Source organism: Bacillus sp. N3378-2at (assembly GCF_033412715.1).
Classification (GTDB): Bacteria; Bacillota; Bacilli; order Bacillales; family Bacillaceae; genus Bacillus; species Bacillus subtilis.
In genome coordinates, this window is record NZ_CP117986.1 from 1,679,173 (window position 1) to 1,702,604 (window position 23,432).

At 44.6% G+C, this 23,432-nt stretch carries 28 protein-coding genes and 1 pseudogene; 15 read left to right on the top strand and 14 right to left on the bottom strand.

Going from position 1 to position 23,432, the window contains the following annotated elements:
- Positions 1–118: 118 nt before the first annotated feature.
- The 4 genes and pseudogenes from hmoB (at position 119) to sndC (ending at position 3,701) form a co-directional block, all read left to right on the top strand.
- Complete coding sequence (gene hmoB / locus PUN35_RS09215) at positions 119–619, top strand: heme-degrading oxygenase HmoB (protein WP_003244748.1); 501 nt, start codon at positions 119–121, stop codon at positions 617–619.
- 44 nt (positions 620–663) lie between these two features.
- Positions 664–981, top strand: a pseudogene (locus PUN35_RS09220) (hypothetical protein).
- 65 nt (positions 982–1,046) lie between these two features.
- The gene (locus PUN35_RS09225; protein WP_014479342.1) at positions 1,047–2,438 is read left to right on the top strand and encodes a hypothetical protein; all 1,392 of its coding nucleotides are present in this window, start codon (positions 1,047–1,049) and stop codon (positions 2,436–2,438) included.
- Positions 2,439–2,510: 72 nt separating this feature from the next.
- On the top strand, positions 2,511–3,701 hold the full coding sequence (gene sndC, locus PUN35_RS09230; RefSeq protein WP_014479341.1) for an N-acetyl amino acid acetylase SndC: 1,191 nt from the start codon (positions 2,511–2,513) through the stop codon (positions 3,699–3,701).
- Positions 3,702–3,717: 16 nt separating this feature from the next.
- Here the strand turns inward: sndC and PUN35_RS09235 are convergent, their stop codons facing one another.
- Genes PUN35_RS09235 through ecsA form a run of 3 tightly spaced genes read right to left on the bottom strand, consistent with a single transcriptional unit; the run spans position 3,718 to position 6,410 of the window.
- Positions 3,718–4,428 (bottom strand): EcsC family protein, encoded by a 711-nt coding sequence (locus PUN35_RS09235; protein WP_014479340.1) that lies wholly within the window; start codon positions 4,426–4,428, stop codon positions 3,718–3,720.
- A 19-nt stretch (positions 4,429–4,447) separates the two neighbouring features.
- On the bottom strand, positions 4,448–5,674 hold the full coding sequence (ecsB, locus tag PUN35_RS09240) for an ABC transporter permease EcsB (protein WP_014479339.1): 1,227 nt from the start codon (positions 5,672–5,674) through the stop codon (positions 4,448–4,450).
- Entirely contained in the window at positions 5,667–6,410 is a 744-nt protein-coding gene (gene ecsA / locus PUN35_RS09245; protein ID WP_003233230.1) for an ABC transporter ATP-binding protein EcsA, read from the bottom strand. Before ecsA ends, ecsB begins: the two co-directional genes overlap by 8 nt.
- Positions 6,411–6,897: 487 nt before the next feature.
- Here ecsA and PUN35_RS09250 point away from each other — a divergent pair, with 487 nt between their 5' ends.
- From PUN35_RS09250 to trpP, 3 genes are all read left to right on the top strand, one after another.
- Positions 6,898–7,335: an HIT family protein gene (locus tag PUN35_RS09250; RefSeq protein WP_003233231.1), complete on the top strand. Its 438-nt coding sequence runs from the start codon at positions 6,898–6,900 to the stop codon at positions 7,333–7,335.
- Between the two features lie 146 nt (positions 7,336–7,481).
- Positions 7,482–8,561 carry a 3-phosphoserine/phosphohydroxythreonine transaminase gene (gene serC, locus PUN35_RS09255; protein ID WP_014479338.1) on the top strand — a complete coding sequence of 360 codons (1,080 nt, stop codon included), beginning with the start codon at positions 7,482–7,484 and terminating at the stop codon, positions 8,559–8,561.
- A 124-nt stretch (positions 8,562–8,685) separates the two neighbouring features.
- Positions 8,686–9,204 carry a tryptophan transporter TrpP gene (trpP, locus tag PUN35_RS09260; RefSeq protein ID WP_003233236.1) on the top strand — a complete coding sequence of 173 codons (519 nt, stop codon included), beginning with the start codon at positions 8,686–8,688 and terminating at the stop codon, positions 9,202–9,204.
- Positions 9,205–9,276: 72 nt separating this feature from the next.
- Here trpP and PUN35_RS09265 read toward each other — a convergent pair whose 3' ends face one another.
- Positions 9,277–9,468: a membrane protein YhzF gene (locus PUN35_RS09265; protein ID WP_003233238.1), complete on the bottom strand. Its 192-nt coding sequence runs from the start codon at positions 9,466–9,468 to the stop codon at positions 9,277–9,279.
- Between the two features lie 129 nt (positions 9,469–9,597).
- Between PUN35_RS09265 and PUN35_RS09270 the strand changes: the two genes are divergently transcribed.
- Both PUN35_RS09270 and PUN35_RS09275 read left to right on the top strand, forming a co-directional pair.
- Positions 9,598–9,954 carry a YtxH domain-containing protein gene (locus PUN35_RS09270; RefSeq protein ID WP_003245875.1) on the top strand — a complete coding sequence of 119 codons (357 nt, stop codon included), beginning with the start codon at positions 9,598–9,600 and terminating at the stop codon, positions 9,952–9,954.
- A gap of 177 nt (positions 9,955–10,131) precedes the next feature.
- Entirely contained in the window at positions 10,132–10,743 is a 612-nt protein-coding gene (locus tag PUN35_RS09275) for an HTH-type transcriptional regulator Hpr (protein WP_003239501.1), read from the top strand.
- Here the strand turns inward: PUN35_RS09275 and PUN35_RS09280 are convergent.
- Positions 10,740–11,081 (bottom strand): YhaI family protein, encoded by a 342-nt coding sequence (locus PUN35_RS09280; RefSeq protein WP_033881416.1) that lies wholly within the window; start codon positions 11,079–11,081, stop codon positions 10,740–10,742. The two genes, PUN35_RS09275 and PUN35_RS09280, sit on opposite strands and share 4 nt — an antisense overlap.
- Positions 11,082–11,288: 207 nt before the next feature.
- Here PUN35_RS09280 and PUN35_RS09285 point away from each other — a divergent pair, with 207 nt between their 5' ends.
- Entirely contained in the window at positions 11,289–11,807 is a 519-nt protein-coding gene (locus PUN35_RS09285) for a DUF3267 domain-containing protein (RefSeq protein WP_014479336.1), read from the top strand.
- Positions 11,808–11,914: 107 nt separating this feature from the next.
- The gene (locus PUN35_RS09290; protein ID WP_024571667.1) at positions 11,915–12,097 is read left to right on the top strand and encodes a hypothetical protein; all 183 of its coding nucleotides are present in this window, start codon (positions 11,915–11,917) and stop codon (positions 12,095–12,097) included.
- 52 nt (positions 12,098–12,149) lie between these two features.
- Here PUN35_RS09290 and yhzE2 read toward each other — a convergent pair whose 3' ends face one another.
- Complete coding sequence (gene yhzE2 / locus PUN35_RS09295; protein ID WP_003155248.1) at positions 12,150–12,236, bottom strand: sporulation protein YhzE2; 87 nt, start codon at positions 12,234–12,236, stop codon at positions 12,150–12,152.
- A 124-nt stretch (positions 12,237–12,360) separates the two neighbouring features.
- Complete coding sequence (yhzE1, locus tag PUN35_RS09300; RefSeq protein WP_003327753.1) at positions 12,361–12,447, bottom strand: sporulation protein YhzE1; 87 nt, start codon at positions 12,445–12,447, stop codon at positions 12,361–12,363.
- A 159-nt stretch (positions 12,448–12,606) separates the two neighbouring features.
- Here yhzE1 and PUN35_RS09305 point away from each other — a divergent pair, with 159 nt between their 5' ends.
- Positions 12,607–13,491, top strand: coding sequence for a peptidylprolyl isomerase (locus tag PUN35_RS09305; RefSeq protein WP_014479335.1), 885 nt, complete (start codon positions 12,607–12,609; stop codon positions 13,489–13,491).
- Positions 13,492–13,531: 40 nt separating this feature from the next.
- On the opposite strand, the gene yhaL is transcribed toward PUN35_RS09305, so the two are convergent.
- From yhaL to PUN35_RS09335, 6 genes are all read right to left on the bottom strand, one after another.
- Positions 13,532–13,744, bottom strand: coding sequence for a sporulation protein YhaL (gene yhaL, locus PUN35_RS09310; protein WP_003233252.1), 213 nt, complete (start codon positions 13,742–13,744; stop codon positions 13,532–13,534).
- 124 nt (positions 13,745–13,868) lie between these two features.
- Entirely contained in the window at positions 13,869–14,813 is a 945-nt protein-coding gene (gene yhaM, locus PUN35_RS09315; RefSeq protein WP_003245698.1) for a 3'-5' exoribonuclease YhaM, read from the bottom strand.
- Between the two features lie 73 nt (positions 14,814–14,886).
- Positions 14,887–17,778, bottom strand: a complete 2,892-nt coding sequence (gene sbcE / locus PUN35_RS09320) for a DNA repair/recombination ATPase SbcE (protein WP_031600330.1) — start codon at positions 17,776–17,778, stop codon at positions 14,887–14,889.
- A 4-nt stretch (positions 17,779–17,782) separates the two neighbouring features.
- Entirely contained in the window at positions 17,783–19,009 is a 1,227-nt protein-coding gene (locus PUN35_RS09325) for a metallophosphoesterase family protein (RefSeq protein ID WP_014479332.1), read from the bottom strand.
- Between the two features lie 106 nt (positions 19,010–19,115).
- Positions 19,116–20,375 (bottom strand): ABC transporter permease, encoded by a 1,260-nt coding sequence (locus tag PUN35_RS09330; protein WP_003244912.1) that lies wholly within the window; start codon positions 20,373–20,375, stop codon positions 19,116–19,118.
- Complete coding sequence (locus PUN35_RS09335) at positions 20,368–21,264, bottom strand: ABC transporter ATP-binding protein (RefSeq protein WP_003233262.1); 897 nt, start codon at positions 21,262–21,264, stop codon at positions 20,368–20,370. Before PUN35_RS09335 ends, PUN35_RS09330 begins: the two co-directional genes overlap by 8 nt.
- Before the next feature lie 126 nt (positions 21,265–21,390).
- On the opposite strand from PUN35_RS09335, the gene PUN35_RS09340 reads away from it, so the two are divergent.
- Positions 21,391–21,576, top strand: a complete 186-nt coding sequence (locus PUN35_RS09340) for a YhzD family protein (RefSeq protein WP_014479331.1) — start codon at positions 21,391–21,393, stop codon at positions 21,574–21,576.
- 20 nt (positions 21,577–21,596) lie between these two features.
- Here PUN35_RS09340 and PUN35_RS09345 read toward each other — a convergent pair whose 3' ends face one another.
- A complete protein-coding gene (locus tag PUN35_RS09345) occupies positions 21,597–22,364 on the bottom strand; it encodes an enoyl-CoA hydratase (protein ID WP_033881412.1) in 768 nt (255 codons plus the stop codon).
- 185 nt (positions 22,365–22,549) lie between these two features.
- On the opposite strand from PUN35_RS09345, the gene khtS reads away from it, so the two are divergent.
- Together khtS and khtT are read left to right on the top strand one after the other, a co-directional pair.
- Positions 22,550–22,867 (top strand): K(+)/H(+) antiporter modulator KhtS, encoded by a 318-nt coding sequence (gene khtS / locus PUN35_RS09350; protein WP_014479329.1) that lies wholly within the window; start codon positions 22,550–22,552, stop codon positions 22,865–22,867.
- Positions 22,868–22,930: 63 nt separating this feature from the next.
- The gene (gene khtT / locus PUN35_RS09355; protein ID WP_003233269.1) at positions 22,931–23,428 is read left to right on the top strand and encodes a K(+)/H(+) antiporter subunit KhtT; all 498 of its coding nucleotides are present in this window, start codon (positions 22,931–22,933) and stop codon (positions 23,426–23,428) included.
- Positions 23,429–23,432 lie beyond the last annotated feature (4 nt).

The following is a 23,432-nucleotide window of genomic DNA, read 5'->3' on the forward strand; positions in this document are numbered from 1 at the left end:
CTCACCTCGCCTTTCTAAAGGTAGTATGGGAAAAATTGTTTGGAATTATGTTCGAAGCACTCGCCAATAGAAACTTATACCATTGTTTTGATATACTAGCAAGCAGGAGGTGGCTGATATGAAGGTTTATATTACATATGGGACAGCCGATTTTTTAAAAACGATCGTACAGAAGCATCCCTCAGAAAATATCCTTTTGATGCAGGGGCAGGAAAACGCCATTTTAATTCATGAAACAAACGGAGATACCGTTTTCCAGGCACCACACGCTTATGAAGTCATTGACCAAGTCGGAGAGATCAAACATCCCGGTTTTGCAGTATTGAACAATATTGCCGTTACTCAGGAAGGGCGTCCGCTGTTTGAAAACAGATTTAAAAACAGAGCGGGAAAAGTCGAAAACGAGCCTGGCTTTGAAGCAATTCGAGTGCTCCGTCCGCTTGACAGTGACACCTATGTCATTCTGACCTTGTGGGAAACGGAAAGCGCCTTTCAAGACTGGCAGCAGTCCGGTTCTTACAAAGAAGCCCACAAAAAACGCGATACATCTGCCGGAATTGACACAACGTCGATCTTCTCCCGGCCTTCCTATGTCACCACATATTTCGCTGTCGAATAGCTGCCGGCATGTCCGGCAGCTTATTTTATTGGGAGGAAAGCAAAATGAAGCATACTTGCCCAGTCTGCGGGTTTAAGGGATTGGCTGAACCGCCATATGATCATGAAGGCAATCATTCTCATGAAATCTGCCCGTGCTGCGGTTTTCAGTTCGGATTTGATGATTACGAGATGCAGCACGAGGATGATTCATATTTAGAGCCATCGGAAAGCATCATCGCCTATAGAAAAAACTGGCTTGCTGAAGGGTGCGTCATTTTTTCTCCTGAATGCTTCCCAAAACATCTGCAAAAAGCGAATAGAGTATTAAGGCATCATCTGATTGAGCAGCTGAAACAGATCAATGTTCATCTTCCATCATAACCCTCCCCTCTGTCCCGGCACCTTCCGCCCGCCTATGAATAATCTGTAAGCGGAAGGAGTGATCGATGATGGAAGTCGGGATTTTGTCTGTCCATGTTCTGTATGTGTTTTTTATCGGTGCAATTATCCTATTTATGCTGCTGAGAAAAGACACGACATTTATTTCTCTATTCGGCATTTTTATCATATCGCTATGGGCCAGCCAATCACTTTCAGCTTCTGTCAGCAGTTTATTCCACAGCTTTATCTATGCGGCCGGCGAACTGCTGCCCACGATTTTCATCATTTGCTTTATCGTTTCAATGAGTGATTTGTTAACAAAAACAGGGATAAATGAAGCGATGATTTCTCCCTTTGCAAGCCTTGTGAGAGGGCCTGTGACTGCCTATTGGCTGATTGGGGGCCTGATGTTCGCCATTTCTCTCTTCTTCTGGCCTTCTCCGGGTGTCGCTTTGATCGGCGCCGTCCTGCTCCCCGCAGCCGCACGTGCCGGTTTGACGCCTCTTGCCGCGGCCATGGCCATGAACTTATTCGGACACGGTTTTGCCCTGTCAGGAGACTTTGTCATTCAGGCGGCGCCAAAGCTGACTGCAGATGCAGCAGGCATTCCAGTCGGTGATGTCGTCTCGGCCAGCATTCCGCTTGTGCTGATTATGGGTGTGACAACAACAACCGCTGCCTTTATCATGATTCAGCGCGAACGCAAAAAACAGGAGCATCCCGCTTCTTTTTCCCCCGTTCTTTCCGGCGAACAAGACAACTCGCTGTACTTGCCAAAACGCCTGCGGTCCATACTGGCTTTTTTGATTCCGCTTGCCTTTCTTGCAGATATCGCCTGCATGCTCTTGTTTAACCTACAAGGAAATGATGCCACCGCGTTAATTGGCGGGTCTGCAATTTGTATCCTCTTTACCGTTCATTTTTTCGTGTATAAGCATAAAGGGCTTGAAAAAATCACCGGCTATTTTATTGACGGATTTAAGTTCGGTTTTAAGGTTTTCGGCCCCGTCATCCCGATTGCCGCTTTCTTTTATCTTGGCGACTCAGGCTATGAAAGCATACTGGGCACTTCACTCCCTAAAGGTTCCCACGGCATTGTCAACGATCTCGGCATTGCTTTATCCCATATGATGCCTATGTCAAAGGAGCTTGCCGCCGCTGCATTAACTGCCGCTGGAGCCATAACAGGCCTTGACGGCTCAGGATTTTCTGGCATTTCTCTCGCCGGCTCCATCGCAAAGCTCTTTTCGTCCGCTCTCCATGCCGATCCCGCCGTTCTGACCGCGCTCGGACAAATCTCTGCCATCTGGGTGGGCGGAGGAACACTGATCCCATGGGCGTTGATTCCCGCCGCGGCCATTTGCAAAGTTGATCCTTTTGAGCTTGCCAGAAAAAACTTCATTCCCGTCGCGATTGGCCTTTTGGTGACAACCATCGCAGCTGTGATGATGCTTTGAAACAGCGCAAGTTGAAATATTCAGACTTTTTCTATACAATCATGGAAAAGCATAGAAAAGGGGGAAGCGGCTTTGTCCATATCCACACTGCAGAAAGAGATAAACAAACAGCTCGACAGCTGTTTTGAAGAAATGGTTGAGATCAGGCGCCATATTCATATGTATCCTGAGCTCTCATTTCAAGAAGAAAAAACCGCCGCATTTATTGCTTCCTATTATGAGTCGTTAGGAGTCCCAATCCGCACGAACGTCGGCGGCAGAGGGGTTTTAGCATATATAGAAGGAAGCGAACCCGGCCCTACAGTCGCTTTGAGGGCCGACTTTGACGCTCTCCCCATTCAAGATGAAAAAGATGTCCCTTACGCCTCCAAAGTGCCTGGTGTCATGCATGCATGCGGCCACGACGGCCACACCGCAGCTCTTCTCGCAGTGGCCAAGGTCCTTCACCAAAACAGACATGAACTGAAGGGAACATTTGTGATGATCCACCAGCATGCAGAAGAATATTATCCGGGAGGCGCAAAGCCAATGATTGATGACGGCTGTCTCGAAAACGCGGATGTGATATTCGGCACTCATCTTTGGGCAACTGAGCCGCTCGGAACCATTCTTTGCCGCCCCGGCGCCGTAATGGCGGCGGCGGACCGATTTACGATTAAAGTCTTCGGAAAGGGCGGCCACGGCGCTCATCCGCATGATACTAAAGACGCCGTCCTGATCGGTTCGCAAATCGTTACCTCTTTGCAGCACATTGTCAGCCGCAAAGTCAATCCGATTCAATCCGCCGTCATTTCGACAGGCTCCTTCATCGCCGACAATCCGTTTAATGTCATCGCAGACCAAGCAGTACTCATCGGCACAGCGCGTTCTTTTGATGAAAATGTCCGGGACATTCTGGAGAAAGAAATTGAAGCGGTTGTAAAAGGAATATGCAGCATGCACGGCGCGTCCTATGAGTACACCTATGAACAGGGTTATCCGGCGGTTGTGAACCATCCTGCCGAAACGAGCCACTTGGTGAGCACCGCAAAGAATACCGAGGGCGTTCAGCAGGTCATTGACGGTGAACCGCAAATGGGCGGCGAGGATTTTTCTTATTACTTACAAAACGTGAAAGGCACTTTTTTCTTTACAGGTGCCGCTCCCGAACAGCCAGATCGAGTTTATTCCCACCACCATCCGAAATTTGATATCAACGAAAAAGCCATGCTGACAGCGGCCAAGGTCCTTGCCGGCGCTGCGATCACCTATCATCAGCTATAAAAAACAGCCGGAGTGTTTATTCTCCGGCTTTTTCCTTTAATATCCTCAGATGAAAAACATGTCTTGCCGTTTCTCCAAGCTGAGCAAGCAGCTTATAATTGGCAATTCCGCCGACTGCCGCTCCCACGCCCGGCAAAAGCTGAAAAAGCTTCACTACGTCGATATAATCGCGATATTCCTGCTGGAACACTCTCCAGTCGATGCACTTTTTCTCCGTCTCCCAATTTTCGATGACAGAAAAAAGCGATTTACGGCCATCGTCACTCGAAAACGCAAGCTGAAACACGAGCAGCAAAAACATCCTTTCTTGTGCATCTTTCACATCAAAGCCGTAAATGGAAGACAAGGTAAATAAACACTTCATCTTAATTGAAAGCAGCAGCGGAAAATCAGCAATGCCTAAAAAAATGCCGCCCGCTCCGGTGCCGACTCCCTCAGCAGCTGCCACTTTCTGATAAGAAACAATCGTTTTTTTCGCCAATTCATTTTTTTCACTGAGCGACAGTGCACTTGTATCCTTTTTATAAGTGATGATATTGGAGCCGGCCATTGTCGCTTCTACCATTTTTCTCACACTCTCGGTGACGACCGTATGGATTTTTTCAGGAATCCGTTCATTCACCTTCGTCTGGACACGCTTCGAAAAGCGTTCAAACATGGAATCCTTTCGCAAAAAATGCATTTTCCATTCCAAAGCTTCCTGCATCAGCAGCTGATTATCTGTCATTTGATTACCTCTTTTCAGTTCACAGCTTTCCGTGCTTTTTCAGCCTGGTTGTCATATAAGCAGGCAAAACAACAAAAATCAGAACGGCAGAACCGATCAGCGCGTACAGAAAACCGGTCAAGCCGGCTGCATAGGCAGATGCAACAGACATCAGCAGCGCTTGAATACTAAGTGCAGTTTTTAATAGAGAGAAATAGCTTTTCAGCTTTGTTTCTTTTTTCACAGGGTACAGCTCTTGAAGCGCCAGATGGTCAAAGTGGCCGAAGAGCGGCAGAAGCTGAATGCCCGTAATGAAAATGGCAAACACAGTCAAAACCGCTGCAATCAGCGGGCTGGCTGAGACATACATAATGATCAGCGCGAAAACGATCGTTAATCTGACAAGAATGCCCAAATAATCGCTCGAACGCAAAAAGGCGCGGGTGAACATATAGGCAAATGTTTTGCGCTGTTCAAACGGCACAAGCCGCAGCAAAAAGTCGAGATAAGCTCTGCGTTTGGCTTGCTTTCGCAAATGCGGCACATCAGTAAACAGGTTGGCAATCCGATAGAAACGCTGCTTTCGTCTCAATTCGGACTCAATATGGCTCTCCCATTTAAATGTTTTCCGTTTTGCTGCGGAAGACATATACAGATAAAGAACAGCCATAATGACATAGACGAGAAGCGCATACATATAAACAGATTGGAAAACAAAATAAAGAACGAGTGTATTCGCCGCAAAGCGAATGATGACGTCCATCCGTTTCATGCTGCGGTCGTTTTGGAAAGTCATGCGCCATTCCATTACCTGATTCCACGCCTTCAGCAGCAACAGTTGGACAAAGACCGCGGCATACGATACGAGCGAAGCCCCCGGTGTGACTGCGAAATAAAGCGGCATCGCAACGATGCTCAGCGCAATAAGCGGAAACAGCTGAGACACATAGCTGTAGACAAACGCCTGCTTCAAGTAAGGCTCCATTTTTGCTTCAAGAGGCAATAAGAAAACAAGGTCAGCCTCCTTCAAAAGCGTTCGCACATAAGAGCTTGTCAACACGAGCGAAAACAGCACGGCCATCACCCAAAAGGACGGAAAGTGAGCGGGAATGTCCCGTATCCATTTGCTGTACCAGCTTGCAGCGCCCGCTAGAAAAAAAATCAAAACAATGACGAGGTGATCGTTGAGCATATATTTCATGTATGTTCTTGTTTCTTTGATATGCTCCTGCAGCCGCGACTGCCAAATATCAAGCATATTATTCATGGCCAGCGTCTTCCTTTGTAAGCTCAAGATACAAATCGTCCAGCGCCGCGTCCTTCATTCCAAACTGCTCTCTGAGCTCTGACAGCGTGCCGCGCGCCCGCACCTCGCCGTTATGTAAAATAATAAACGAATCACAATAGCGTTCTGCCGTTGCCAAAATGTGTGTTGACATCAGCACGCTCGCCCCGCCTTTTTTCGCTTCATTCATCCGTTCAAGCAGCGCGTTAATGGCAAGCGGATCAAGCCCTAGAAAAGGCTCATCAATAATGTAGAGCGCAGGCTCTGCCAAAAATGCGCACATAATCATAACCTTCTGCTTCATTCCTTTAGAAAAATGGGCCGGGAACCACTTCAGCCTCTTTTCCATTCGGAATTCCTTTAGTAGCGGAGGCAGCCTTTTCTCCATCGTTTCTTTTGACAGTCCATATGCCATGGCTGTTAGTTCAAGATGCTCCATCAGCGTCAATTCTTCGTATAAAACAGGTGTTTCAGGTATATAGGTAAATTGTGAACGGTAGCCTTCCGGATCCTCAGCAAACGTTTTACCGTTTAATTCGATTGAACCTTTATGCGGGTCCATCAGCCCGATGATGTGTCTGATTGTTGTACTTTTACCAGCACCATTCAGCCCGATTAATCCGACAATTTGATTCGGTTCAAGGGTGAATGATACGTTTTTTAAAACCGGATTCCTTGTATATCCGCCGGTCAAGTCTTTTACCGATAGCAGAGACATAGTTTCTCCCCTTATAGTGTTTTTCTTCATAGTACCAAAAACAAGGCCTGATTTGAAACAATTCCCTTTTAACAAATGATGAATTTGCTGTCATAAAGAGACAGGGTTCTGGACATCATAATAGTTGTAGAGGAAAAGCATATCAACTGAAAAATGAGGTGTTTGTCAAAGACGTCTTAGAAACAGTTGGATAGAAAATAAACATGTCCAATGCTCAAACCATTTCTCTTCACTGAATTGATGAATTCTTCATGTATGAAGCAAATTGTCAAATGAGGTGTTTATCGCAGGAATCGTTAGGCATTAAACAAGTCTTCATTTTATTGACAAATGAGGTGCTTACCAAAGGCATAACACATTTTCTTCATATAAGCTCTTCCTCTGCATTCAGGGTGAACGCTCGCCGTTCATCCTGTTTTCTATTTTCTGCATTTCTGTGGTACGATGAGTGTATACATACTAAACAATTTCATAAGGAGGAACCCTCATGCATTGTGCAGAAAATTGTATCTTTTGTAAAATTATCGCCGGCGACATTCCATCCGCGAAGGTGTATGAAGATGAACATGTACTTGCCTTTCTTGATATCAGCCAAGTGACAAAAGGCCATACGCTTGTCATTCCGAAAACACATATTGAGAATGTATATGAATTTACAGATGAATTAGCAAAACAATATTTCCATGCTGTTCCGAAAATCGCCCGCGCTATCCGGGATGAATTTGAACCGATCGGCTTAAATACGCTGAACAATAACGGCGAAAAAGCTGGACAATCTGTGTTCCACTACCATATGCATATTATCCCTCGCTACGGAAAAGGAGATGGATTCGGAGCGGTTTGGAAAACGCATGCTGATGATTATAAACCGGAGGATCTGCAGAACATCTCTTCCTCTATCGCAAAACGCCTGGCCTCATCATAAGATGAGGTTATTTTATTTTGTGAACATTTCGCAAACATCCGTCAATTTCTTTTGATAATTCTAATTTTTTATCAAAAAACTGAATTTTTGTGATAGGATAATTGTATTATTTTATACATTAACGTGGAAAACAGGGAGAGATCATAATGGAACGTACAACGAATTTTAACGCAGGTCCTGCAGCGCTGCCACTGGAAGTTCTGCAAAAAGCACAGAAAGAATTTATTGATTTTAACGAATCCGGCATGTCTGTTATGGAGCTTTCCCACCGCAGCAAAGAGTATGAAGCGGTGCACCAAAAAGCGAAAAGCCTCTTAATCGAACTGATGGGCATTCCGGAAGATTACGATATCTTGTTTCTTCAAGGCGGGGCAAGCCTTCAATTCTCAATGCTTCCGATGAACTTTTTAACACCTGAAAAAACCGCACATTTTGTGATGACAGGCGCTTGGTCTGAAAAAGCACTGGCAGAAACGAAATTGTTCGGGAACACGTCTATCACCGCTACTAGTGAAACAGACAATTACAGCTATATTCCAGAGGTTGACCTTACGGATGTAAAAGACGGCGCATATTTACATATCACATCCAACAATACAATTTTCGGCACTCAGTGGCAGGAGTTTCCGAATTCTCCTATTCCGCTCGTAGCCGACATGTCCAGCGATATTTTAAGCAGAAAAATCGATGTGTCCAAATTTGATGTGATCTACGGAGGCGCCCAAAAGAACCTCGGCCCTTCCGGCGTGACTGTAGTCATTATGAAAAAAAGCTGGCTGAAAAATGAAAATGCGAACGTCCCAAAAATCCTGAAATATTCCACACATGTCAAAGCGGATTCACTCTACAACACTCCGCCGACATTTGCGATTTATATGCTGAGCCTCGTTCTGGAATGGCTCAAGGAAAACGGCGGTGTGGAAGCTGTTGAACAGCGCAATGAACAAAAAGCGCAGGTTCTCTACAGCTGTATTGATGAAAGCAACGGCTTCTATAAAGGTCATGCCAGAAAGGACAGCCGCTCACGCATGAATGTCACCTTCACGCTTCGGGATGACGAATTAACGAAAACATTCGTCCAGAAAGCAAAAGATGCGAAGATGATCGGCCTTGGCGGACACCGTTCGGTGGGAGGCTGCCGCGCTTCTATTTATAACGCGGTCTCTCTCGAAGACTGTGAAAAATTAGCTGCGTTCATGAAGAAATTCCAGCAGGAAAATGAGTAAAAAGTCTGGCTATGCAAACCGTCCGTTTGGTATACTGTTTGCATAACACATTCTGTAAAGCCTTCGCAATAAATGATGAGCATATTATTGGAGGGCAAAAAGCTTAGCAGAGGAGAGCATAGTTATGAAAACAAAAGAGTTAGTCATTATGGCTCTGTTTGCCGCAATCGGCGCAGCGCTTCATTCCATTATTCCGCCCTTTTTAGGCGGCATGAAACCAGATATGATGCTGATCATGATGTTCATGGGCATTCTGCTGTTCCCGCGGGTGCAAAATGTACTCGTCATCGGGATCGTGACCGGAATCATTTCCGCGCTTACAACCGCGTTTCCAGCCGGACAGATCCCCAACATCATTGATAAACCCGTATCAGCGTTTCTGTTCTTCTCCCTGTTTCTCTTGTTCAGAAAGAGCCGAAAAACAGGTGCAGCCGCTGTGCTGACAGTGATCGGGACCATCTTATCAGGAATTGTGTTTCTATCGTCAGCTTTATTGATCGTCGGTTTACCGGGCGGTTTCGCCGCATTGTTCGCGGCTGTTGTTCTGCCGGCCGCTGTGCTGAATACAATCTCAATGATCATTATTTATCCGATTGTGCAAACCATTTTAAGGCGTTCAAGCTTTATGGAAGCTGCTAAATAATTGTCACACAAAACCTCTTCCGCTTCCGGGAGAGGTTTTTTGAACAGAGCGTCCGCAGCATGTCAGCATGTTTTAAGCGAGGAGTTTTGTGAAAAAGATAAGACATAGTGTAAAGGCGGTTCCGGTTGAACAAACAAGCGCTTTCTGCCGGATAACCCTCTTGGGCGGATAAGAAGCAGCCTGGCTGAGAAGTTTGATATAGTAAACAGCGCCTGAAGCGAAGGCAAGTGTGATGCAGGATAATACAATCAAAAAGACAGACAACCTTCTCCCTCCTTTTCACTTAAAAAATATGCTAAAATAAAGCAAGCTATGTATAGAAGTTCAGACTTTCAACAAAAATGAAAAATGCTGAATGAATCCTATTTTGAAGAAAAAGACGGGGTGATTGTAATGGCGAGCGGACGTTCTCTATTAACAGGACTATTCGTAGGCGGCATCATCGGAGGAGCAGCGGTTCTTCTTACTGCACCTTCCTCAGGAAAGCAGCTGCGTGAAAAAATGAAAACCAATTATGATTCTTTTGAAGAAACAATCAAACGCTTAAAGTCAGACGGGCTTGCATTAAAAGACCAGCTGATCAAAGCGGCAAAAGAAAGCACGGATGTTATTAAAGACGTGGGCGGCGAGCTCCAAACGTCAATTAAAAAATGGCAGGAAGAGATCAAGCCTCACCAGCAGGATCTGCAAAAAGAAATTGCCGATATCGAAGAGAAAATCAGACAGCTGGAGAAAACCTTACAAAACTAATATCCTATTCAAAAGAAAAAAATGCGGGCCAAAAGTGGACCCGTATTTTTTTTGGCCGAAAAACCCTGCCGCCGCAATGGTTTGTGAATTTATTAAAAAATTCTTACATTTTCATCTTTATTAATCTTTATTTTATTGGCATAATAGAGAAAAAGAAAAAGAGAAGCAGGTGACGTAATGAATCGAGTGGAACCGCCCTATGATGTGAAAGAAGCTCTAGTCTTCACCCAGAAAATGGCTCAGCTTAGCAAGGCTCTTTGGAAATCGATCGAGAAGGATTGGCAGCAATGGCTCAAACCGTATGACCTGAATATTAATGAGCATCATATTTTATGGATTGCGTATCAATTGAATGGAGCTTCCATTTCTGAAATCGCGAAGTTCGGGGTCATGCACGTATCAACCGCATTCAACTTTTCAAAAAAGCTGGAAGAACGGGGATATTTAAGGTTCTCCAAACGGCTGAATGATAAACGGAACACATATGTCCAATTGACTGAGGAAGGTACCGAGGTATTCTGGAGCTTGCTTGAGGAATTTGATCCGACACGCAACGCTGTTTTTAAAGGGTCACAGCCTTTGTATCATTTATTCGGAAAATTTCCTGAAGTGGCAGAAATGATGTGTATGATACGCCATATCTACGGCGATGATTTTATGGAAATTTTCGAAACGTCACTCACCAATATTGACAATGACTTTGAAAGCGTAAACGGAAAACTGAAGAAAAAAGCAAAGGACAGTGCGGCGGATGAACCGGCTGAAGAGCTTGAACCTGTAAACAGTTAATCAAAATGCTTCATGATGTCGATAAAGACTTCCATCAGCTCTTGATAAAGTCCCTGCTCATACAGGGCAAAAATCGTTTCATGAACATCTAATTTTTCATTCAGCTGTCCGGCAAAAAGCGCAAGGAGCTTATCAAAGGTTACAAATCCTTGCGCTTTTTGTGTTGCCAGCTCTTCCGACAATTCGTCGCATATCCTCATAACCGCTTCCCCTTCTTCCTTGCTCAGCCCTTTATCAATGAGAAGCCCATAGAAGGGGTACCTGTCCATATCTACTGTTTTCACTAATAATTGTATGTAATATTCTAATCGCTCAATGCGATGATCCATCGAATCCATCCACACCACTTCTTTCTATCTTTAATCTTATTTTAGCTGATAATTCACTGAGAAGAAAGTTCTAACCCCATATTTCGCAGTTTGTTTGCTTGTTTCAAAAAAATACCTGCCGGATGATATTTTTTCTTAAAAAAGCATTGATTTTTTCTCTTGGGAGGAGTAAATTATTTTGAGATTCTATTCAAGATGTATGGAAGGATGACTTTGATGAATTGCTGGAAGACCATAAATCTCATGAAGGATTATGGCGCCGTTCGCATAATATTAACTGCTGTATGTTTTATGATTTTGGTTTTTATATCTACCTTTTTAGCTTTTGAGCTGCTGCGGCCTGGCACAAGCTTAAGCGATGAATATGTATCTTTATTCGGCGGTTTGCTCGTCGTTATTTTATTTGCACATAAAGTCATCCATGTCCTGCCAATCATCTGCAAAAAAAGAAAAATAGAAAAAAAGTTTTACATATTGCGCATGCGCACATGGAAACGCATACCAAAAACAACAATGCTGATTTCACTCGTCAGCCCGTTCTTGCTGATTACACCGGTATTGTTTTACGCAGCACTGGCATTTCCGAATCACGCTCATTATTTTTGCATGATCTCGGGCATTCACGCCGGCTACTGTCTGCCTGATTTCCTGCTGGCTCTCAAGCTGATAAAAGCACCGAAAACCGCTTTTATTGATCAGGAAGCTGACGGCTTGGATATTCTTGTTGAAAAGTAGTCAAACCCTGGTGCTGGTGGCGATTTTTCAATTTGCATTCTATCTTTTTTAATAAATATTTGGTAATGTAATATGGGACAGTTCAGAGAGAGGGGGAATCTCCCATCATTTTATTCTATTTTATCGTGGCTGCCGTGTTTATTTTATATTTCATAAACAGGCTCACCAATACATTATGCCTTGTCAGAGAGATTCCTGAAGAGCGGCAAGATAAGGTATTCCGATTTATTAATGTATCTATATTAATTTTACTGATCTCTTCGTTTGTGGAGATCTCCTTTACAGTGTAAATACGAAAGAAAGCATAGCTGCTGATTAAGCAGCTATGCTTTTTTATGTTGATTAGTACAGCCAAGAAGCGCCGATGATAATCAATAAAATAAATAACACAACCAATAAAGCGAATCCGCCTGCAAATACTTCACCCATCTTAAAAAGCACCTCCTGTAATAAGCTTTATTTACCAATTACATGTTATGCAATTCATGTTTGAAACGATTAGGCGCTAGTGAAAATAAAGGATCGCTTATGTTGCAAGCGATCCTCGGTCTGCTTAGTAGATGTAAGCTGCACCTACGATGATAAGCAAAATGAACAGTACTACGAGCAACGCGAATCCGTTAGAGTATCCTCCGCTCATGTTACATACCTCCTTTTCTTGATCAATATATAAGTATGTCATCAGCAAAAGTTTGACTAGACGAATGCCCTTTATTTAAAATCTTTTTACAGAAAGCCACAATATGTTATGATACGCATAGGTAATTTAATTTGGAATGATTAGGAGTGTTTGAAAACAATGAAGAAAATCGCAATAGCAGCTATCACTGCTACAAGCATCCTCGCTCTCAGTGCTTGCAGCAGCGGCGACAAAGAAGTCATCGCAAAAACAGACGCAGGCGATGTAACAAAAGGCGAGCTTTACACAAACATGAAGAAAACAGCTGGCGCAAGCGTACTGACACAGCTAGTGCAAGAAAAAGTATTGGACAAGAAGTATAAAGTTTCGGATAAAGAAATTGACAACAAGCTGAAAGAATACAAAACGCAGCTTGGCGATCAATATACTGCCCTCGAAAAGCAATATGGCAAGGATTACCTGAAAGAACAAGTAAAATATGAATTGCTGACACAAAAAGCGGCTAAAGATAACATCAAAGTAACAGATGATGAAATTAAAGAATACTGGGAAGGCTTAAAAGGCCAGATTCGCGCAAGCCACATCCTTGTCGCTGACAAAAAGACAGCTGAGGAAATAGAGAAAAAGCTGAAAAAAGGCGAGAAATTTGATGCCCTTGCGAAGGAATACTCTACAGACACAGGCTCAGCTACAAACGGTGGCGAACTTGGCTGGATTTCAAAAGATAACGAACAACTGGATTCCACATTCAGAAAAGCTGCATTCAAGTTGAAAACAAACGAAGTCAGCGATCCTGTGAAAACACAATTTGGCTACCATATCATCAAAAAGACTGAAGAACGCGGCAAATACGATGATATGAAAAAAGAACTGAAATCTGAAGTGCTTGAACAAAAACTAAATGACAGCAATGCCGTTCAGGAAGCTGTTCAAAAAGTCATGAAGAAGGCTGACATCGAAGTAAAAGATAAAGATCTGAAAGCCACATTTAATACATCTTCAACAAGCAACAGCACTTCTTCATCTTCAAGCAATTCTAAATAATAAAAAAAGCTGTGCGGCTCAATGAGCCGCACAGCTTTTTTTATGCGATGGAATGGTTTTGATTTTCTTCTTCATGCTGCTGAGAACTGCGGCGTTCTCGCTCCTTTTCCATCCTCTCCATATAAATCTGTCCTTCTTTTTCAATAAAAGCCTGGTCTACTTTTTCTTCCTCTTTGGCTGCCGCCACAAGTTTATATGCGCTGAAAATGATGCCTACAATACAAAGATACACCCACCATGGAAAAAATAACACGGGCTTCTCCCCCTTTGCATAGATTCTTTATTCTTTAGCATATGCGGGAATGAGACGAGTTATGTGCGGGAAAGACGCATCAAAAAGGACTGAGCTGAATATGTCAGCATCAGTCCTTTTTACGTTATTTATGAAATGTCGGTTTATAAAAGGAACGGTTTTCCAGTGCAAATACACGTTCAGTATACTCGCCCGGCTTCACGCGTTCAAGCGCTCTGTCCATCATATTCATTTTTGCATCCAGATTGTCTATATAGTGAAGAATTTCCGCTTCTTTCACCATCGGCGGTTTTGGGCTGCCCCATTCTGCTTTGCCGTGGTGACTCAAAATCAAATGCTGAAGAATTAACACCTCTTCAGAATCGATTTGAAGCTCCTCAGCCGCTTTTGAAAGCTCTGTCACCATGATGGAAATATGGCCGAGCAAATTGCCTTCAACCGTATATGAAGTGGAAACAGGGCCGGACAGCTCCTTCACTTTTCCAAGATCATGCAGGATAACACCGGCGTAAAGCAGATCACGATCAAGAGAAGGATATAAATCTGCTATTGCTTTCGCCAGGTTCAGCATAGAGACAACATGATACGCCAAACCTGAGACAAACTCATGGTGGTTTTTCGTAGCCGCCGGATAATCCATAAACTCAGCTTCGTGTTTTTTAACCAAAAACCTTGTGATTCGCTGGATATTCGGATTTTTCATTTCAAATATATATTGAGTGATGGTATCCATCATTTCATTTTTCGGAATCGGCGCGGTTTCTAAAAAATCATCTATATTGACGTTTTCTTGCTCGCTTACCGGTCTGATATTTCTTAGCTTCAGCTGGGTGCGCCCGCGATAATGATGAACATCGCCGACGACCTTGACAATCGTCTGCGGCGCATAGGTCACTTCATCACTTTGCTTGGCATCCCACAGCTTCGCTTCAATATCGCCTGACTGGTCTTGCAGCATCAGCGTCAGAAACGGTTTTCCATTGCTTGCAATCCCTTTCGTCGAGGATTTAATCAATAGATACTGGTCCACCTGTTCGCCAACCTCATGTAGCATAATCCCTTTAGCCATTCTATTAAAGCTCCCTCCGTATCTTACATAATACCAGTATATCACATACCGATTTTCAGCTATAGAACCTCTTTTATGACACCAAATGGATGATTTGGCTGCTATGAAATGCATCTTTTACGTGCTCATGGCATGTAAAATACAAAATCTGCCTACCGCCTTCAGATAAATTATACAGAACATGTAATACACGTTTCAGCCTTTCCTGATCAAAATGAACAAAACTGTCGTCAAGCTGGAACGGAAGCTTTGACCCACCCTGGCGCGTAACGGCCAAAGCAAATCGGATCGCTGTATACAGCTGTTCACACGTCCCTTGTGACAGCTCTTCCGCATGATAGACAGTTCCATCGCGATGCATAACCATGATCGAATCATCCGTTTCGGAAAAATAAATGGTTTGGTAGTTTCCGTCAGTCAGAGGGCGGAAGAATTCTCCTGCCGTCTCTAGAAGGCGCGGAAGCTCGATTTTTTTATGCCGCTCCAATTTGTTTCTGATCACCTGTTTGACCATTTGTATCGAGGCCCATTTTTTAGCCGTTTCTTTTACACGATCTTTTTGCATTTCGGTTTGAAGCTTGAGGTCTGAGACCAATCCCGAAGCCTCTAATTGTTCCTGTTTGACTGAGAGCAGTGCGATTTGGCTGCGGAGCCGCTCGATCTCCTCAGTCAGCCGCTCTTTTCTTTCATTCTCAACAAATTGCTTATCTTTCAATTCAGAAAGCGTATTGGAATCCGCCAGTTCAAGTTCCTCCGGGTACCCGCCTTGAAGCTGTGCGTTTACGTGATGAAGCTTGTTCTCCGTATCCTTCAATTGCCTGCTGATGTCGGCTATGGCAAAAAACGCATCTCTGTCTTTTGCAGCAGCCGCGGCAAATAACTGTTCAATCTGTGCGTGGAAATACTGTATTTCTTGCTCAAGTTCAAGCATCTGTTCCTTTGTATAATGAATATCTGTTTCAATTTCCTTTTTTTGCTTCTCAATTTCTTTTTCACGTTCAATGTTTTTCCGCAATGTGTGAAGGGCGTCCGAAATGGAGATATCCTGACTCTGATTCACGGGAAGAAGCATACTGACGCGTTCTTCGAATGTTCTCCGGTGCTTTTTCAGCCTGCCTGCTTCAATGGTCAGCTCATGCTTTTTCTTCACTTCTTTTTTAACATCCTTCATTAAGCTGTATGCATCAAGCAAAAATGATGGATCTTCCTTAAATCCGAGCTCATTCATAAAACGCTCAACCTGTGTAAAGGACGGCGCCATTTCGGCTTCCCACTGTTCAAACTGCTGGATGACCCTTTCATACGCCGCCTCCTTTTGCTGGAGCGCTGCACGCTGTGTGAGAAGGTGCTGCTTATTGCGGTCATCCTCCCATAACGCTTCTCTAAGCATTTCAGCTTCTGCTGGAGAAATATCCGTCATGGGCTGTCTTGTCTCTCGGCTGTTTCGAGAAGACGATTTTCCTGATACAAGCCAATACACAATAAGTGCAGCACCGAAACTTATGGCGGGAATCCATTGCTGCAGCAGAGAAAAGAGAACGATGAACAACATACCAACTGCAATGACAGTCTTTTTCTGTTTAGCCTGCTGTCTTTCAAAAAACGTTAGCTGTTCTCTGAGCTTCGCTTGCTCTTGGTGCTGCCCCTGTGTTTCATCATATGCTCTAAGAGCAGCTTCTTTATCTTTTCTTTGGCTATCTTCAAGAATCGCGGACGAAGCGGCACGAACGGCCTTTTCCGTGTCTTCCAGCTCTTGCCGGGCAAGTTCAAATGTCTCGTCAAGCTGCCGTTTTCTGTCTCTTGCCTGTACATATTGCTGCACCGCTTGCTGAAGCTGCCATTCATAATCATATGAGGTGTTCATATTCAGGAGCTCATTTTCATCCGTTTTATTGAGCTGTTCCAGCCCTGCCGCTGTCTGCGCAGACGCCTGGCGCAGCTGTGCCTGAATGGCTGCCAGCTGTTCTCCACAGGATTGGTACATATGAAACGCTGCCGAAAGCTCTTGTATCAGCGTTTCTTTCGCCAATAGTTCTTTATCGGGGATAAGCTTTTGCCTCTGTTTGTCCAACTCCGCCATCTTCACCCGAAGCGCCTCAAGCTGTGCTGATTTCGGGTGAAGATGGGATTCATATTTTTCCAGCTGATGCAGTCCGTCAGCAGGAAATTGTCCTGCATGTTCCGGAAATTCTGCAATCACCTGTTCGAGTGTCGCTTTTTCATTTAGCAATGGTTTTCGCTCAATCGCTCCCTCAATCATTCGGATATGTCCCGCCGTCTCTTTCAATTCGGTTTCCGCGGCTGCAAGGCGGGCTTCAAGCATTCGTTTTTCCCCGAGAAGCTGATGATAGCCCGCTTCCTCTGCTTCAGCCTGTTTTAGCTTCACTGCCAGCTGCTTAAGCGTTTCCAGCTCCTGGTTCAATTGAGGGTTTCGCCCATTTGGTTTATAGAGCCTTTCGCTTTCCTTCGTCAGCCTTGAATCAAGCTTCGATACGGCTTCAGCACCAAACAAGCTGGAAAAGAGCAAAAATTCCCCTATCTTGTCCCGATTAAAGGCGTGAATTTCCTGCAGCCCGAATACGTCGAACGAATATATGGCTTTGTACAACGACCTGTCTGTGCCCTGGAACAGCTGCTTTAAAACATCTCCCTGCTTTACTTCGCCCTTTTCTGTGTACACGCTTAGTTTTTCGGCAGTCCCTTTCGTCCGTTCGATCTTCAGCACCCCATACTCAGGATGTTCAGCTTCAAGAACACCGCCGTAGACACCGCCTGTTTTCGGTTCATATTTTTTCGTTTTCGGAAAACCGAACAGCATGCTTTCAATGAATGACATCATCGTCGTTTTTCCTGCCTCATTTAATCCGTAGATGACTTGGACAGGAGAGGCGGAAAAGTGAAAGGTCCGATTGGAAAATTTTCCGTATTGGTAGATATGTAAAGATATAATTCGCAAAGCTGTCACCGCCTCATGTATCAAGCACCTTAAGCTGTCTTTTCAATAATATCTGTGCCTGCTCTTTTATTTCCTTTACCTCCTCTTGGCTAAACCGGTCCGCGTGCCTTCTATACACTGGATGCCGCTCAAGCCCTTCCAGCACGTCTGACAGATCGCTGCGATCAATGTCTTCAAATAAACCGCCAAAAAAAGGATCAAGGTTTGTTAGGTTTGCTTCGTTTTCTGTCTCATCGTCCAATCTAAGAGGCCAAACGAAATGTTCCTCTTCCGCTTCTTGTTCCTGAAGAGCTTCAAGAAACTCATCCAAGGTGCCTTTTGGCGCCTCCAGCAGCCATTCCGGCGCCGTCCCTTGTAAAACAAGCCTTACACAAACAGGGCTCCCCTTTTTCCGCAGCTTCGAAAACGTGTCCTCCACCATTTGGAAGAGGGCTGTCATATTCTTTGCCTCCGTCACATCAACCGCCGCTTTTTCCCACAGGACATCATGCGCTCTCTGAAATTCATAAGATATATCTCCGTTTGTCACATGAACGAGATAATAACCTTTATCTCCCGTCTCCTTTATATGGCGTGCTTGCGTGTTTCCCGGGTAAATGACTGCCGGATGCTCGGCAGATAGAACCTGGCGTTTATGTATATGGCCAAGCGCCCAATAATCCATCCCGCTTTTCACGAGGTCGTCATGTGTAAACGGGCAATACGGATCGTGTCCTTCAGATCCTGACAGCGTGCCGTGGAGCATGCCGATATGAAACGGTGCGTCAGTTGATCTCCGATAGCGGGCGGCTTGGTTTTCCGTCACTGCTCTTGCTTGATAGCTGAAGCCGTAAATGCTTGCTATGCGCCTGCCTTCTTTAAAAAACGATTTTTCTTCTGGAACAGCGGACGAAAAAATATGGACATTCTCAGGCCATTCAATCGGCGTCCACTCCCCGCCAAGATGATCGTGATTCCCAAAGATGACGTATACCGAAATCCCGCACTCTCTGAGTCTTTCAAACTGTTTTTTCAAAAAGAGCTGAGCCTTTAAGCTTCGATTGGCTTCATCAAACAGATCTCCCGCCAGCAAAATGAAATCAACGTGCTCTCTCACTGCGGCGTCTATCATATGTCTCACGCTTGCAAACGTGCTTTCTTTAATCCGGGCAAAAATCGGCTCCGGCAGATGCGATATCCCGTAAAACGGGCTGTCAAGATGAAGATCTGCCGCATGAATAAAGGTTAGATCAGTCAACATTCTGCTCCTTTCCAGGATGAAGTACCCTTATTTTAGCACCGAATTCTTGCGAATGCACGTTCTGTCAAAAAAGAAACAGCCTGAGAATCCCCAGGCTGTTTTCCAATCAGTTTTTCGCTAAACGTAGCGCTTGTTTGATCGCTTTGAACGCGCTTGAATTGCCGTAAATTAATACACCGCCTTTATAAATTCTGGCGCCGATAACGGCCAGTATGACAATGGTGAGCAGTGTGATTCCGATTCCGACAGCCGCCTGCCAGAACGGAATATCAAGCATGCCGACGCGCAGGAACATAATCATTGGCGTAAAGAACGGAATAAACGAAGTTACCGTAATAAATCCTGCGTCAGGCGCATTCAAACCGAACATCGCGATCATAAAACCGGCGACAACCAAAAGCGTCATCGGCGTGATCGTTTGCTGCACGTCCTCTATTCTGCTGACGACACTGCCGAGAAACGCGGCAAGTGTCGCGTACAAAAAGTATCCGAGCAAAAAGAAAATGACAGCATAGATGACAGTGGTTGCAGATACGTCGGTCAGATTAAGGAATCCGCCGACAGATGAAGCCGTTTCGCTCTTTTGGTTCAGCTTAAGCGACAGAGAGCCGGCTCCTATAATAATAGCAAGCTGTGTGATCCCGACAAGCCCGATACCAAGCAGCTTTGCAAACATTTGCTGGATCGGCGGCATACTTGAGATCAGGATTTCCATAACTCGCGAAGATTTTTCTGTAGCGACCTCCATCGCAATCATGCTGGCATACATAATCACCGAAAAATAAATGACGAACAGCATAATGTAAACAAGCCCTACCGTCTGGCCAAGCTCTTCCTCAGACTTTGCCCCTTCTTTCAGCGCCTTCTGCCCCACAGTAACGGGCGCATAAAGGCTGCTAATCGTTTCCTGCGACACGCCGAGCTCCGCTGTTCCGACAGCTGTTTTGGTTTGCGTCAGCGCCTGCTGCAGCGTTTGATACGTGCTTTCATCAGAAATCGTTAACGCTTTATATGTTCCTGAAATGGTCCCTTTTTCATCTCGTTTGATGATGAGCATGCCATCGAGTGATTCATCTTTGACTTGCTTTGTGACCTCATCCTCCGATTGCTTCGACAGCTTCACATCAAGATCGCCGTCAGTATCCACCGCTTTCAGCTGCTTAGAAAAAACCGGATATAATTCGTTTGTTTCATCAACAACGGCGATTTTTTCTTTCGCATCGTCACCTTGAAACAAAGAAATGATCGACTCCAGATTCGTTACAACTAAAACAAGCAGCACCGTGATGACAGTCGAAATAATAAAGGATTTTGCCATAATCTTATTTTTGTATGTATGAGAAAGCATGATCCAAAATTTATTCATAGACGGCCCCCACCTTTTCTATAAAAATATCATGCAGTGACGGCTCTTCAAGCTCAAACTTTCTGATAAACCCTTTTCCTTGGAGCATAGCAAAAATCTCTTGAGAAATGTCTTCATTGGCAATCTGCAGCTTGACGCCGTCTGCCGTTTCCTTCCATTGAAGAATGCCTTCATGGGACTGCAAAAAGCGCAGATCGTCATCGGAGTGAATGGTAACATTCTTTTTACCGAAAGAACGCTTGATCTCCTTCAGCTTGCCTTGTACAACCGGTTTTCCTTTCTGCAATATGCAAAGGTTCTCACAAAGCTCCTCCACATGTTCCATCCGATGGCTTGAAAATAAAATAGAAACGCCGCTGTTTTTCAGCGAGATCACAGCCTCTTTTAGCAGCTCAACATTGACAGGGTCCAGGCCGCTGAAAGGTTCATCAAGAATAAGCAGCTCCGGCTTATGCAAAACTGCCGAAATGAATTGGATTTTCTGCTGATTCCCCTTCGAAAGCTCTTCCACCTTCTTATTCTCGTAATCTGTAATATTGAAGCGTTCAAGCCATGTCCCGAGCTCTTTTACAGCCTCTCGCTTCTCCATCCCTTTTAATCTGGCAAGATAGACGAGCTGATCCCTTACCTTCATTTTCGGATAAAGGCCCCGCTCTTCCGGCAGATAACCGATTTTGTTGCTGATATGATAATTCACAGGACGGCCCTTCCAGCTGATTGAGCCCTCCGTAATGCTTAATAATCCTAGGATCATGCGAAACGTCGTTGTTTTTCCCGCTCCGTTTGCGCCTAATAAACCGAACATTTGCTGTTCCGGAATATCTAAGTCCAATCCGTCAACGGCTTTATAATCTCCAAATGTCTTCGTTACGTGATCAATTGTAAGCACTGAATCTCCTCCTTCCCTGACCCATTATATACTAATTTTGGATAAAGCATAATAAAGGATTTTGATTTCCTTTTTAGAATATAAATGAAGAAAGACTGATAAACCTTAAAATGGAGGAGAAACCTGATGGCTGATTATTTCCTTACCGTATTTGATCCTTCGGGGAACACGCTGGTAAACGAGCAATTCGAGGCAGAACATGAAGAAGCGGCAAAAACGCATGGTGAAGCCCTCTTAAAAGAAAAAGAGCTTCATAGTCATACTCATCGTTTAGTCAATGCAGCCGGAAAGCTGATTTTGTTTCACGGATGATCAGCTTTCCGGCTGATCTGTTACGCTTGAAACTTCGGCTCCCGTTTTTCTAAAAAGGCACGGATTCCTTCTTGGTGATCCTTGGTCCTTCTCATTCTCTCTTGGGCGCTGCGCTCAAGGGATAGCACTTTTTTCAGTTCTTCAATCTGGAGGCTTTGAAAAATAGCTTTCGTTTCGATCATCGCCAAAAGAGGGGAGGCCAACAGGGTTTCGATAATGGGTCTTGCGCCTTCGGCAGGGTCTCCGGCAAATGTCCCATCAAGAAGCCCCATATCGGCAGCTTCTGAGGCAGATAGTTTTTTTCCGCTCCAAATCAGTTTTTTCGCTTTTGCTTCACCGATTCTTTTTTTCAGCAAATAATGTCCTCCGCCGTCCGGAACAAGCCCAATGCCGATAAAATTCATCGCGAGGACGGCGTTTTTTTCAGCGAGCACAATGTCCGCACAAAGCGCCAAACTCAGGCCCAGTCCCGCAGCAGCACCATGAATGGCTGCAATTGTCACTTTCTTCATCTGATATAAATTCAAGGTGACAGCCTCAATCGTATCCATCAGCCGTTTAAATTGATCAGGGTCATGCTCTGACGTCATCATTCTGATATCACCACCGGCCGAAAAGCCTTTCCCGCTTCCTCTCAGAAGAACGATGAGCGCCTCGCTTGCAGCCGCCATTTCGACTGCCTCCTTCAATTCAGACAGCAACTGTTCATTCAGGGCGTGATGGGCATCAGGCCGATTCAGGATAATCTCTGCAACGGCCCCATTACATGCATATTGAACAAACTCCATATGAAGCACCTCCAAGTATACGCTTTCTTTTTTCTTTCTCCTATACATTTCCCGCCATCCTCAAATAAACCTTTTTATTTTTCAAGGTCAATAGATACTGAAAAAGGCATATTGTTTGAATGGAAACATAAAGTTTTATATAGTGAAAAAGAAGGGATATCTTGACGAGAAGGGAGGAAAGGAACATGGATAAATTGCTGATCAGTTTTCTGTTAGGTTTATTTATGGTGTACTTTCCCCCTTCGGACGTGGTTCTGCCTTCCCAGTTTGAAGCTAGCACTGACAGCTATGTGCCTATGTCCTCATATCCGCAGGAAACACAATCGGCAAAAACGCCATCGCCGGGCAGCATGCACCCGGCTGAGCTGATCAAAGAGTACAGCCCTCTGGCGCAGTCTGTCAGGCAGCTCTCTGTCAAACCACTTGACGAACCGCTGATAAACAGGCTGGAAAAGGCTTTGGCCGTCCCTGTCAAATACCAGTCTAATTACCTCCGAATATAATTTGCTCAAGTTTTATTTATAACTCACCCTATACTGCCAACACTACATTCGGAGGGATTTTCATTGAATATTAAAGAAAACGATCTGCCGGGCATCGGCAAAAAGTTTGAAATCGAAACAAGAAGCCACGAAAAAATGACGATTATCATTCATGATGACGGAAGAAGGGAAATTTACCGGTTTAATGACCGGGACCCGGATGAGCTTCTTTCAAATATTTCATTGGATGATTCTGAAGCAAGGCAAATTGCAGCTATTCTCGGGGGCATGGTCTATAAACCGCAAGCTCTGGAGTCCATCGAAATGGCCTTCAGCGATCTGATTATTGAATGGTTTAAGGTCGAAAAAGGCGCCAAATCGATCGGGCGCACACTCGGAGAGCTTGATGTCCGCCAGAATTACGATGTCACTGTGATTGCCATTATCAAACACAACCAGGAAAAGCTCCTAAATCCCGGAGCCGATTCGATTATTGAAGAAAATGACACCCTTGTCCTCTCAGGTGAGAGAAAGCATCTGAAGAAACTGATTCACGATTTTCTTTCTGGAGAGGGCGTGTGAGCCC